A 13,340-nucleotide genomic window follows, 5' to 3' on the forward strand; every position below is an offset into this window, starting at 1 on the left:
ACCCTAAGATGCCAGCATTTTGGCATTTAACCTGACTGAATTATGACGGCAACCGATTTACAACAATATATTGGCGTAATTGACCGCATGAAAAGTTTGCTCAACTCAGCAGACTTCGATCAGGTATTCAGCTTATTAACGTCAGATTTACCAAAGTCGAAACAGTTTCTGTTAAAAATGGAACTGAAGCGCATGGCCCAGCCATGCAATTATTATATTGATTTACGCGGTCACGTTGATGCGGATGTTAAACCCTATGACTATATGGGTAAAACACACTATATGGACGACAACGCGGTTAAAATATTTGAAACCGGTCTTAAACAATACGGCAGTTTTACGCTGGGTTTATATGAAGAAGTACTGAATACCGAAAATAACTTTCGGGTTATGCACCGCAAGCAAACCGAAGAGCGTGTACGCAACGCGTTAGAAGGCGATGTTGACAATATAGATAGCGATTCAGACCCAGACTCCGAAATACCCGCACTCTATGCCAAGTTAATTAATTTTGGTCAGCACACGGCCCGCCGTGATGAACGCATGCACTTTAGTATTGATGTTGCACTAGAGATCAACGAACAACGTATTTCAGCAAGCACCAGCGACTTATCGGTATCTGGCTGTAAACTAAAGTTACAACAGCCAGTTAAGGCTGATATTGGCCAGCTGGTAAAGTTACATTTTACCGCGTTAGAACAAGAATTTGTGTTAGGTTTAGCCGATGGCGTATTGTATAAAACTATTGATATTGAACAGCAAGCTACAAATAGTTACTGGCGTTTAGAGCGCCAGCAAAGTGAAAACGAAGTACAATTTGCTGAGTTTTTAAAACGCTTTATTAGCGGTAATAAACGGCGCTATAAGGTTAACTTAGACCACGTTAGCCAAAGCTTGCTCAGTAAAGGCTACGAACAGTTTTATGTACCTCGCACCAGTAGTTTGCCGGTATTTATCGCCGTTAAAAATGGCCATCCAGCACCTTTTTGTGCCCTGACAACAGAATATAACAAACCGGTTTGGCAGTACTTTCTTGACGAGCAACATCAAGCGGTGTTTATCAGTATTCTGAATGTTAAACGGCTTAAAACCTTGTTACAAAAAACATCTGTAGAAATGTCGACCATCTTATACAGCTTTACGCATGCGGTTCAGGGCAAACTGTTTTTCTATTCTGCAACCAGTGAAGAGCTAGCTGAGTCTGAACAGTTAAAAGAATTATTTCTTGGTTTTGGTGCCAGCAAACCCAGTTGGCGTGTGTTCCATCTTAACTTACAACGCACCCGCGCAGCGCTAGCAGAAATACCAGTTACTATTCCGGAACAAAGCTCAGTTAAGACGCCCGCGCCGTTAAGTAACTTGATAAAACAGTTTATTCAAGATGTGCGCTACATTGTTAGCCTAAGCGATATAACGGGTAACGAAAATACATTTTGGTACCAAAGTTATCCGGTAGATCAGCAACAGCTAAAACTATTAGCACAATTTGGCCATAAGAAATTACTTAATCAACCGCCGTGCGAAGCTGTGGCGGTGCAATATGTAAACTTGCGCTCAGAATCACGTTATTTATACAAAACGGCGGTAACAGTAGCTGAACGCGATAGCCCTTTGGCATTTAGCGGTCACAGTCGTGATTTTTCGTCTAAAGGGTTGCAGCTCGAAACCACCTTGCCGGTGCGGTATAAAAAAGGTGATGTCTTACTATTAAGCCTGCCCGATATGCAAAAAATCAGCAATAAATATGCATTGAGTGCATTACCTTACGAAGTAATGGCCGTAAGTAAAAGCCGCACTATTATGAATTTACGCGCGATTGAAGGCAGTGAGCCTCATACGGGAAGATTGTTTTTTCAACAGCTGATTCAAAATAATCGCGCTAAATTAACCTTAGCCGAAGAAAGCCCTAAATATCCTGGTCTAGCTTTAGCCCTGCGCAACCTATACATGAATGCGCACAGCCATTTTACACTTTACGTGCATCGCAAGGGCCTTCGTTACGAAATTAGTACCCTCGCTAAAGGCAGCCAAGGTAATAGCTTGCACCAATTACTTAGTATTTATAGTAATGATCCGCAGCAATTAGATTTGGCGTTAATTCTACAAAATAACGCAATTAGCCTACACTTTGCACAACAACTAAAACAAATGAAGCGCTTTGATGCTCCTCGTGCTTTTGAGCTATTTATTGTTGTTGACCGCACATCTGCCATGCCCACGCTAGAATGCCGCTACGATTATGAGTTTATCTCCGAGCAAGCTAAACAACAGTTTGTGTTAACGGCTTTACAAAATAGCATTTTGTTTTGTTATAAAATGCTGTTGTCGCGTACCGGCCGACCCGATACTGAATTTATCGCGCCAGAGCTTACTTACATCAGCACTTACGCTATTCATAAGGCCAAGCAGCTAGAAGAAGAATTGTGGAGTGTCGCGGGGGTAATAGATGTTATAGATATTTCTGCCGAAATACCTTGGCGCTTCGGTGCATCAACTGAGCAAAGCCAGCAACAAAACGCAAAGCAGCAGGCATTACTAGCTCAATTGCAGCAGCCAGTCACGTAGTTCAACAAAGTGATCGGTTACCGCTAAAGGATGCGTTAACATCGAAATATGATCATAGTTGTGCTGATAACCATTACTGGTTGCTAACAATCTAAAATTTGCCTGAGGTGTGGTTTCTGCAATAAAGGCTTTCACATCATTTGGGTGGCCAAGTAAACGGTCGTTTTTCGCAGCAAAGTGCAGTACTGGTGGCCACTGTAACTGCTGGCTAGCTTGGGCATAGTTAAAGTTATCGCTAAGATCGACAAAGGGTTCACCCTTTATCCAATGCACGGTATCTTGCAAAAACTGGCTTGGTTCATCATCTGCACCAAGTCGTAATGTACGCGCCGGAAAATAATCACATTTTTTACTTAACCAAGGCGCAAGGGTGTTCCAGATCAAGTTTACTTTTAGATAGCGCTCTAAGCTCTGAACACTGATCACCCGCTTAGAACCGAAACATACAATACCGGCCACCTTTGCGGCACTAGCAGGACATCTAGCTAAGCTTGCCATCGCCAATACGCCGCCCCAAGAATGCGCAATCAATATTAACGGTTGTTGCTGCAACTGATAAACATAGTCAATTAACGCCGGTATATCGCGTGTAATCATTTGCTGCTGGCTTTGATTAAAGCCAGTAGAAACATGCGGTTTAGATAAACCTCGGCCAGCAAAATCAGCGCAATATACTGTAAAGCCTTGGTCTGCCAGGTAACAGCCCAACCCTTTACCCGAATGATTATAAAAAATACGGCTGTTTTCTATGGCACCGTGCAGCATCAGCACCGGCGCCTGCATCGGTTGATTCGGTAATAAATGGCGAATATGTAATTTATAGGGTGCTAACTCAAGGTATAACGAGCTTTGTTTATGTTTCATACCTAGTTGATTAAATACAATAACTGTAACAATGAGCCATGGCGAATAGCGGCTTTGGCTTGCGCCTGCACCTTAGGTTTAGCGTGAAATGCCACACCTAACGCCGCTACATTTAGCATCGGAATATCATTCGCACCATCGCCAATAGCAATGGTTTGGCTATGGCTAATATTATAAGCCGTGGCCAACTGCTGCACCACACGCGCCTTAGCATTGGCATCAATAATATTGCCAAGCACCTTGCCCGTTAACTTGCCATCAATAATTTCAAGTACGTTAGCAAAGGTTGCCGTTAGCCCCAGTTGCTGCTGCAGTGCGTTGGTGAAATAAGTAAAGCCACCTGAAGCAATAGCCACCTGCCAGCTATGCGCCTTTAAATGCGCTACCAGTTCGGTTAAGCCTGGCATTAACGGTAAGGTAGCTAACACTTGCTGCAGTACTTGCTCTGGCGCGCCTGCAAGTAAGGCTACACGCTCGGTTAGGCTTTGCGTAAAATCTAGCTCACCATTCATCGCGCGCGCGGTCACTGCGGCTACCTGTTCGCCGACCCCCGCCAGTTTGGCAATTTCATCAATACACTCGATGGCAATAGCGGTTGAATCCATATCCATTACCAACAAACCGGGCTGACAAAGTATAGGCCTTACCGGTAAGTAAACTACCTCAATTGCCAAACGAGCAGCCAAGTCGTTAAGCTGTTGTTGCAACTTAAACGTTAACGGTTGCTTTAGTTGCAACTCTAACGCCCCCGTCAGCGCTTTATGGGGTTGATACACTCGACAAGCTAATGTGGCATCGGTTTCAACCACTATTTGCAGCACCTCGGCTAAAGCAGACCAATTTAACTTTGTACCAAATAGCCGTATAACATTAGAGAAGTCACTAACCGTGTTTAGCACAAAGCTGGCCCCCTGTTGCAACGGTAACACATGCTGAGCATGCAGCGCTAAACCTTGCTTTTGCCTCTTTAATTGATAGTTATTACCAGCAGCTAACTGGCCGAAAAGTGGCTCAGTTGACGGTTGTGCAAGACAAACCTGATAGAAGAACGACACGAAAGTACCTATACTTGGTAACACAGCCATGGCATGCTAGCCGCAATTACGCTGTTAACTAGGCGTAATAACGACTAACTTAGCCGGTGTTTTATGGACATTATGCAGAACGATATCGCAATACCCAGCAGCACTTCAAGCACTATTAAGTTAGCGCAAGTTGCTATTTCTATTCTAGGTATTTGGCTGTTGCTGCATTTATGGGTATTAACACAACAACAAGGTAAGCAACTGCTGCAACAACAAAGTAGCCAGCTGATGCGCGAAACTACCGTTGCGTTAGCACACACCGCGGCTTACTTAATTGAACATGACCAGCTAGATGGCCTAGAACAACTAACACAAAACCTCGCAGATAATCCCTATGTGTATGATGTTGTTGTATATGACGCGAACGGTGTGCGTATGAGTTGGTCTGAAAATAGTGCTCCCGCACGTTTACTTTATGCTCCTAGTCAAAAACAACCACTACGGCCGATGGTGCAGCCAATTATTAAAAATCAGCAGCTATTAGGTTACATAAAATTAAGTTTACGCCAGGATACGACGTTAAATGACATTAGTTTGTCGTGGCAACGTTTAATGCAGCAACTGCTGCTAATGCTGATACTGGCCGGTGCTATTGGCTTTTTATTGCGCCGTGGTTTTTCTCGCTTCTCTCGGCAATCAATACGGCTACGTCACCCTAAGTCGTAAAACGTCAACGCTGTTTTGCCACAACTGAGCGGCAATCTGTTCTCGAGGTTCAGAACGTAACTGACAAAGCACGTTAAATACTGCCACTAACTGTGCAGGGGTATTTACCTGCCCTTGAAACCCAGATAACGGCATAGCGGGAGCATCAGTTTCTAACACCAAACAACTAAGCGGTAATTTTCGAATGCTGTTGCGGGTTTTCCCTGCCCGTTCATAAGTAATGGTGCCACCAATACCCAGCTTAAAACCTTGTTCAATAAAGGCATGCGCTTGTTGCTGACTGCCAGAAAATGCATGCAAAATACCACCTTGGTTAAATTGCTGCTGCTTTAACGCTGCCAATAACTGAGGCTGACTTTTTCGATGATGTAAGACCACCGGTTTATTATATCGAGCAGCGACAGCTAATTGAGCACTAAACAGCAGTTGTTGCTGCGCAAAGGTATCGGTAGGTAGCATAAAATCTAGGCCTATCTCGCCCACCGCGCATACTGCGTCGCTATGTTGGCTAAGTAGTAGTTCTAAAGTATCAACTGAGGTCAAGGTATAGCTTGCAGCCCACCACGGGTGAATACCCAGTGCAATATGCCAATAAGGGTGCAACGCCTGTAATTTTAATAAATTAGGCCAAGCTCTCGCTTCAACTGCAGGTATTAATAGCGCAGCAACACCAGCGGCTTGGGCTTGCTGCCATATAGCGTCTTGCGAGCTTGCCAACTCAGGCAAGTCAAGATGACAATGGGTATCAAACAACCGTAGCCGGCTATTTGATTCCGCTGCAGCTACGGACATAACCTTGCGATGTTCCAGCTGCCATCGGCTTGCCTGGTATACATAAAGCGATCATGCAAACGGTGTTCTCCACCTTGCCAAAATTCAATTTTGTGTGGGCGCACCAAAAAGCCGCCCCAAAACGAGGGTAAAGGTATTTCACCCTCTGCAAACTTGTGCTTAATTTCAGCAAATTTTTGCATTAAAGCCAAACGAGTTGATACCGGTCGACTTTGCTCTGACGCCCAAGCCGCCAGTTGGCTTTCTTTGGGTCGTGACAAAAAATATTTCGCTACTTGCGCCGACGACACGCGCTCAGCAGTGCCATAAACAATAACTTGCCGCTCTAACGGATGCCACGGGAAATGCAAACAGACTTTGGGATGAGCCGCAAGCTCAGTGGCTTTACGGCTGCCCAAATTGGTATAAAAGGTAAAACCGTTAGTGTTTACATCTTTAAGTAATACTAAACGTTGCGACGGCTGGCCATCGGTATCAACACTCGCCACGCACATTGCAGTCGGATCAGGCAACTCAGCCGCGATTGCGTCTTTTAGCCATAATTCAAACTGTGCTATTGGATCAACATTCAGCTTATCTTGCTCAAGTTTATCTTTAGTGTAGCTGCGGCGAATATCATCGATTTTCATCTTTACATACGCTCCATCGTTTCTATACCTAACAATTCTAAGCCCTGCTTAAGCATGCGTGCGGCAAAAATACTTAGCATTAAACGGCTATCACGCTGCGTTGGTTCAACACCATCTTTAAGTATTGGGCAAGCTTCATAAAACGTCATATACAAGCTTGCTAGCTCATATAGGTAATTACACAGTAAGTTAGGCTGCGCATCTTTAATAACTTGTTGCAGTATTTCTTCAAAGCGTAGCAGTTTTACTGCGAGTTGTTTTTCTTGCTCTTCAACTAACTGTACTTTTGCCATAAAGCTGTCGCTAATATCTGCACGACGTAAAATACTGCGTACTCGGGTATAAGCATATTGCAGATAAGGTGCGGTAGCGCCTTCAAAGCTCAGCATGGCATTCCAGCTGAAAATATAATCGCTAGTACGGTTTTTTGATAAGTCAGCAAACTTTACTGCACCGATACCGACTTTACGCGCTACTTCTTCAACTTCTGTATCCGTTAAATCACTGGCTTTTTCTTTCACTACCGCTTTGGCTCGCACTACGGCTTCGTCTAACAGTTCAGCTAATTTTACCGTACCACCCGTTCGTGTTTTAAACGGCTTACCATCTTCGCCCATCATGGTACCAAAGGGGCAATGATCGTACATGGTGGCATCACGCAGGTAGCCTGCTTTACGTGCTACTAACTCAACTTGTTTAAAGTGTAGGGCTTGACGTGCATCGGTAAAAATAATCACCCGGTCAGCGTTTAATGTGTGACTTCGGTATTGGCAAGCGGCCAGGTCAGTAGTTGAATATAAAAAGCCACCGCCGGTTTTTTGTATAATAAAGGGTGACGGATTACCGTCTTTATCCGCCAGCTCTTGTATAAACACTACCAACGCACCCATGCTTTCTTCGGCTAAGGCTTTGGTTTTTAAATCTTCTATAATGCCTTGCAACATATCGTTATAAGCACTTTCTGGCTTAATATCAGCATTGGTTAAGGTGACATTGAGCTTTTTGTAAAGCTCTTCGCTGTGTTTTACTGAGGTATCAATAAACAGTTGCCACAGCTTTTTACAATGTGCATCACCACTTTGTAGTTGCACCACATAATTACGTGATTTATCGGCAAAACCGGCTTCATCGTCAAAACGTTTTTTCGCTTCACGATAAAAATCTTCTAAATCGGCTAACCCAACTTGCTCTAAATCTACACCAGCGGCGAGCTTATCTTCCAAATGCGCAATCAGCATACCAAACTGTGTGCCCCAATCGCCCATATGGTTTTGCCGAATAACCTTATCACCCCAAAACTCAAGCGTGCGCACAACCGCATCACCAATAATGGTGGAGCGTAAATGGCCAACGTGCATCTCTTTGGCTAAATTCGGCGCCGAATAGTCTACTACTACAGTTTGTGGTGTGACGTTGGTACTAACACCTAAGCGAGTATCTATGGCAGCAGTTTCAAGCTCTGCAGCTAACCAAGTTTTGGCTAAAGTCACGTTAATAAAACCGGGACCTGCGATCTCAGTTTTTTCGGCAATCCCCTCTAGCGACAAATGTGCTAACAACTGTTCGGCCAGTTGTCGTGGGTTAGTTTTTAATAATTTGGCCGCTGCCATTGCGCCATTAATTTGATAATCACCAAACTCGGGTTTGGTACTTACAGTAACCGCGGCATTAGTATCAGCAGGTAAACCTAAAGCGACAAAAGCCGCTTGAGTTTTTTCCGTTAAAAGGTGCTTAATATTCATCAATCTTACCTGTTAATGTTCACGGGTTTTTAAGAATTTAATCTTCGGATAACGTTCTATGGCCAAGTTCAGATTAACCATAGTTGGCGCAATATAGGTCAGCGTATCGCCACCATCTAATGATAAGTTCTGGCTAGCTTTATTTCTAAACTCATCTAAAGCTTTGGCATCGTCGCTGTATACCCAACGCGCGGTAGATACGTTTACCGACTCATACAAGGCATCAACGTTGTATTCTGATTTTAAGCGATGCACAACTACGTCAAACTGCAGCACGCCTACCGCACCAACTATCAGATCATTGTTATCTAATGGCCTAAATACTTGTACCGCGCCTTCCTCAGATAACTGTACTAAGCCTTTTAGCAATTGTTTTTGCTTTAGCGGATCACGCAAGCGAATACGACGAAACAGCTCAGGGGCAAAGTTTGGAATACCAGTAAAATGCATATTTTCACCGGTAGTGAAGGTGTCACCAATTTTTATCGTGCCATGGTTGTGTAAACCAATAATATCGCCAGGGTAAGCTTCATCTAAATGCTCACGATCGCCAGCAACAAAGGTTAACGCTTGCGGGATCAATACATCTTTACCAATACGAACATGGCGCACTTTCATGCCTTTTTCGTACTTGCCCGACACTATGCGTAAAAACGCGACACGGTCACGGTGCTTAGGGTCCATATTTGCTTGAATTTTAAAGATAAAACCAGAAAATCCAGCTTCAGTTGGTTCTACCGTACGCGTAGTGGTTTGGCGCATCTGTGGTGCAGGAGCCCACTTAGTAAGACCATCTAGCATATGATCAACACCGAAGTTACCTAACGCAGTACCAAAAAATACCGGTGTCAATTCACCCTTTAAAAACAGCTCTTGATCAAATTCATGGCTAGCGCCCTGCACTAACTCCATTTCATCACGTAGTTGTTGGGCAAAGTAACCAATACGCTTATCTAGTTCAGGGTTATGCAAACCTTTAATGGTATCAACGTCTTGAATAGTGTGGCCCATACCAGACTTATACAAAATGATTTCATCGCGCAGTATGTGATAAACACCTTTAAACTCTTTGCCAGAAGCAATCGGCCAAGTAATAGGAGCGCAAGCAATCTTAAGTACACTTTCTACTTCGTCTAATAAATCAACTGGGTCGCGAATATCACGGTCCATTTTATTCATAAAGGTAATAATCGGCGTATCACGCAGCCGAGTTACTTCCATCAGCTTAATAGTTCGGTCTTCAACACCTTTAGCGCCGTCAATAACCATTAAACAAGAATCGACTGCGGTTAACGTACGATAAGTATCTTCAGAGAAATCTTCGTGGCCGGGCGTATCTAATAAGTTAACTAAACACCCCTCGTAAGGAAATTGCATTACCGAGGTGGTTACTGAAATACCCCGTTCTTTTTCCATTTCCATCCAGTCCGATGTGGCAAACTGGCCCGACTTTTTACCTTTTACGGTTCCGGCTTTTTGAATTAAGTGGCCGAATAACAACACTTTTTCAGTGATGGTTGTTTTACCGGCATCGGGATGCGAAATGATCGCAAAAGTGCGGCGGCTGTTCACTTCTGCTAAAAAAGTATCAGTGCTCATAATATCCAATAGTTTGTTGTCACTTTAGCTGCAGTACCGCAACCTAAGTAGTGAATATGGCTAAAGCCAAGTATTTAATAATGGGGGCGATTATAACAGCTTGAATAGCGCGGGCACAGAGTAGAAATAACAGTGTTTAAATTAGTGCACGATGCATTAACAACGCGTCTTCTGTACCGGTTGCTGCAGTATAGTAGCCTTTTCGTACCCCGTTGATGGCAAAACCAAGATTTTGATAAAGCGCAATAGCGGTAAAGTTAGAGCTGCGCACTTCAAGTAAAGCTTCTGCCGCGCCCTGCGTTTGGCCTTGGCTTAGAAAATGTTGCAGTAAAGCTTTGCCAAAACCTTGCCCTTGTGCTGCTTTTGCCACGCAAATATTAAACAGTTCAACTTGATCAGCCATCAGCTGGGCAATATAAAACCCCAGAATATCATTTTCAGCGTTTAATAATTTAACGTTGAAATAGCTGTTGGTAAAACTGCTAGAAAACGCATATTGCGTCCAAGGGTAAACATTAGCGGCCTGCTCTAATACAACAACAGCAGGGATATCTGCAATAGTAAGCGGTTTAAATATCATCGACAGCACTTAGCAAAGCCCACAAGGCTTTTTTTTGTTCAGGCAATTCTAGCATTGCCAGTGGCGGTGTTAGTAATTGGTTATCTACGAGCAGTGCTTGAGTTAAATCTGCTTGCACCCACCACTGCAACTTATCAGCAAGTAATAGCTCGATATCTTGAGCTAAGGGAAGTGTTAAATCAGGTAAAGATAACTTAGAGCTAGTCGTTTTAGCTGGAGAACTAGAAAAACGTTGATTCAACGCCAAAGGCGCTATTTTTAGTACATCTAGTAAGTGTTTCTGAGCAGAATAAAATTTATTCATAATAAAAAGAAGTGGCAGGGGCGGAGGGATTCGAACCCCCAACCATCGGTTTTGGAGACCGCTGTTCTACCAATTGGAACTACGCCCCTGTTGATGCCGCCATTATACAAAAGCCTGTTCAAAGGTAAAGCAAAAAGCTGCACTAACTCATTCAACTGCATAGAAAACGAGCACCCTGCGTAATTATTAGCTTAGGCTAACATAAGCTCGGCAGTGTTCCCACCGAGCTTACTGATTAATTAGCTACTTTTCTACACTATCTTTGGTTTCACGGTATTTCTCAAACCAATATAGAATATAAGCTGTTTTCGCCATTAAATTACTTGGTCGACTATATATCGAGTGTGAAGCTTCAGGAATTCGCACCATAGCGGTATCAATACCACGCAACTGCAACGCTTGATAGAACTGCTCAGATTCAGAGATAGGGGTACGGTAGTCTGCTTCGCCAGTCATCAGCATAGTGGGTGTTTTAACATTACCGACATAACTAATAGGCGAATACTTTAAGTAATGTTCTGGCTTTTCCCATGGCATGCCAGGGAACCAGTACTGCGAAAAGTAACTATACATATCGGCATTTAACACAAAACTAAACCAGTTGATTACCGGCTTTACCGACACCGCTGCAGCAAAGCGGTCCGTATGGCCAACTGCCCACGCTGTTAACGCGCCACCACCACTACCACCGGTAATAAATAGCTCTTTTTCATTGATAAAGCCCTTAGCTATTACGGCATCGACACCATCCATCAAATCATTAAAATCTGAGCTTGGATAATTATGGTGAATTAAATTAGCAAAATCTTCGCCATAACTCGTGCTACCGCGTGGGTTGGTATATAGCACCACATAGCCCTTAGCGGCCATCAATTGCAGTTCCATACCAAAGTGCGGGCCATACGCTGTATGTGGGCCGCCATGGATCTCTAAAATTAATGGGTACTTTTTGCTGCTATCAAACTGCGGCGGATAAATAATCCAGCCTTGGATCTGACGTTTATCTACTGAGGCGCTGTACCAAAACTCCTCTACTTTGCCGATATCACGCGCAAGTAGTAAATCCGCATTTAACGAGGTTAAGGTTTGCTTTTTACCTTTATGCAGCACCGCCAACTCAGCTGGGTGTTCCGCACTCATCTGGGTATAAGCGACCAAGCCGTTATCCGCTGCCGCAAACTGACCGCCACTATAAGGGCGACTATAAGAACTGCCACCTATATCATTCGCTAACTGTGTACGCTTACCGCTTAGGGCTTGTTCTGCTAGTACGCCTTTACCTTCGTTATCATAAGAAATATACAGTGCTTTGTTATTAGCTAACCACTGAAACTCTTCAATACCGCGGTCTAAGTCCTCGGTTAAATTCCGAATATTACTGCCATCGCTATTCATAACATATAAACGATTTGCTTGATGCGCTAATTTACGATCGTCAAAGCCAACATAAGCAATCAGTTTTCCATCTGGTGATAACAAAGGTTGTGCGTCTGGGCCATCGCGATCAGTTAGTTGCGTGAGTTTTCGATCTGACAAATTAAGTTTAAATAACTCACTATTCATTGGCTTTGATTGCCAATCAGGGTGGCGGTTAGCAGAAAAATATACAGATGCACTATCTTTAGACCAGCTAATGGCACCTGAATGATTAAAATCACCTTCGGTTAACTGTATTGCCGAGCCTCCATCAGCCGACATGATATACAAATGTTGAAAGCCTGATTTTACGTAACCAGCGCCATCAACTCGGTACTGTTTACTATCAATATAGATTGCAGGCTTAGCCCATTCCGCTTTTTCTGGCTTGCCGGATAAGGTTACTGGCGCTTTAGCTGCCTTAGGTGTAAACATACTAAAGGCTAGCCACTTGCCATCTGGTGACCAACTCAAATTACCAGGGCTTTGCTGTAATTGGCCCAATTGTGACGTGCGGCCGCTATCTAACCATTTAACATGAATTTGCCCATTGGCAATAAAGGCTAACCGCTTATTATCGGGGGCCCAACGTGGTGAGCTGGCATTAATATCTTTATCAGTTAACGGTTGCAGTTGTTTACCATCTGCTGAGCTTAACCATAAAGTCATGCGCCGACGGTCAGTTTGTTTATCCATCCAGTTTCGGACAAAAACAACCTGCTCGCCTTTAGCATCGGGCTGGGGATCAGAGACAAACTCGAGCTCGAATACATCTTCGTACTGCAGCGGTGTAGCCGATAGGCCTAAACTGCAAGCACTAACTAATAATGCTGTAGTGAAGCACAGACGGCTTTTTATTATATTTATATTCATCTAGGTGTCCATTTTAGTTATAAACGCCAATGGATACTAACTGAATTACTGCGCCTGACGATAGGCTTGCGTTTAATCGAGGGTAAAAGGAGACAAAACTCTAAATCGCAGACAGTAAAAAAGCCCGACTCATACGAGACGGGCTTTCTTGAATTGGGAGCCTGGCGGTGAACTACTCTCGCATGGCGAATGCCACACTACCATCGTCGCAGCTGCGTTTCACTT

Annotated in this window: 11 protein-coding genes and 1 tRNA gene; 2 read left to right on the plus strand and 10 right to left on the minus strand. The window is 43.8% G+C overall.

Annotation, left to right across the window (positions count from 1 at the left end; genetic code table 11):
- Positions 1-42 precede the first annotated feature (42 nt).
- Positions 43-2,565 carry a PilZ domain-containing protein gene (locus MN199_RS09115; protein ID WP_335739182.1) on the plus strand — a complete coding sequence of 841 codons (2,523 nt, stop codon included), beginning with the start codon at positions 43-45 and terminating at the stop codon, positions 2,563-2,565.
- Here the strand turns inward: MN199_RS09115 and MN199_RS09120 are convergent.
- Both MN199_RS09120 and serB read right to left on the minus strand, forming a co-directional pair.
- Positions 2,536-3,429, minus strand: a complete 894-nt coding sequence (locus tag MN199_RS09120; RefSeq protein WP_335739183.1) for an alpha/beta fold hydrolase — start codon at positions 3,427-3,429, stop codon at positions 2,536-2,538. The genes MN199_RS09115 and MN199_RS09120 overlap by 30 nt on opposite strands.
- Before the next feature lie 2 nt (positions 3,430-3,431).
- Positions 3,432-4,514, minus strand: coding sequence for a phosphoserine phosphatase SerB (gene serB / locus MN199_RS09125; RefSeq protein ID WP_335739184.1), 1,083 nt, complete (start codon positions 4,512-4,514; stop codon positions 3,432-3,434).
- A gap of 63 nt (positions 4,515-4,577) precedes the next feature.
- On the opposite strand from serB, the gene MN199_RS09130 reads away from it, so the two are divergent.
- The gene (locus MN199_RS09130; RefSeq protein WP_207903080.1) at positions 4,578-5,180 is read left to right on the plus strand and encodes an AhpA/YtjB family protein; all 603 of its coding nucleotides are present in this window, start codon (positions 4,578-4,580) and stop codon (positions 5,178-5,180) included.
- Here MN199_RS09130 and MN199_RS09135 read toward each other — a convergent pair.
- The 8 genes from MN199_RS09135 to MN199_RS09170 form a co-directional block, all read right to left on the minus strand.
- Positions 5,160-5,972, minus strand: a complete 813-nt coding sequence (locus MN199_RS09135) for a TatD family hydrolase (protein ID WP_132584583.1) — start codon at positions 5,970-5,972, stop codon at positions 5,160-5,162. The genes MN199_RS09130 and MN199_RS09135 overlap by 21 nt on opposite strands.
- Positions 5,963-6,601 (minus strand): pyridoxamine 5'-phosphate oxidase, encoded by a 639-nt coding sequence (gene pdxH / locus MN199_RS09140; protein ID WP_335739185.1) that lies wholly within the window; start codon positions 6,599-6,601, stop codon positions 5,963-5,965. Before pdxH ends, MN199_RS09135 begins: the two co-directional genes overlap by 10 nt.
- A 2-nt stretch (positions 6,602-6,603) precedes the next feature.
- Positions 6,604-8,343 (minus strand): arginine--tRNA ligase, encoded by a 1,740-nt coding sequence (gene argS, locus MN199_RS09145; protein WP_335739186.1) that lies wholly within the window; start codon positions 8,341-8,343, stop codon positions 6,604-6,606.
- A gap of 12 nt (positions 8,344-8,355) precedes the next feature.
- Positions 8,356-9,942: a peptide chain release factor 3 gene (gene prfC, locus MN199_RS09150; protein ID WP_132584589.1), complete on the minus strand. Its 1,587-nt coding sequence runs from the start codon at positions 9,940-9,942 to the stop codon at positions 8,356-8,358.
- A gap of 136 nt (positions 9,943-10,078) precedes the next feature.
- Entirely contained in the window at positions 10,079-10,522 is a 444-nt protein-coding gene (rimI, locus tag MN199_RS09155; RefSeq protein WP_132584591.1) for a ribosomal protein S18-alanine N-acetyltransferase, read from the minus strand.
- On the minus strand, positions 10,512-10,826 hold the full coding sequence (locus tag MN199_RS09160; RefSeq protein ID WP_335739187.1) for a hypothetical protein: 315 nt from the start codon (positions 10,824-10,826) through the stop codon (positions 10,512-10,514). Before MN199_RS09160 ends, rimI begins: the two co-directional genes overlap by 11 nt.
- A gap of 12 nt (positions 10,827-10,838) precedes the next feature.
- Positions 10,839-10,915 (minus strand) — tRNA-Trp (locus tag MN199_RS09165).
- 154 nt (positions 10,916-11,069) lie between these two features.
- The gene (locus tag MN199_RS09170; protein WP_132584595.1) at positions 11,070-13,115 is read right to left on the minus strand and encodes an alpha/beta hydrolase family protein; all 2,046 of its coding nucleotides are present in this window, start codon (positions 13,113-13,115) and stop codon (positions 11,070-11,072) included.
- Between the last annotated feature and the right edge of the window lie 225 nt (positions 13,116-13,340).

Origin of the sequence: Rheinheimera metallidurans, assembly GCF_036983985.1 — a bacterium.
Lineage (GTDB): Bacteria > Pseudomonadota > Gammaproteobacteria > Enterobacterales > Alteromonadaceae > Alishewanella > Alishewanella metallidurans.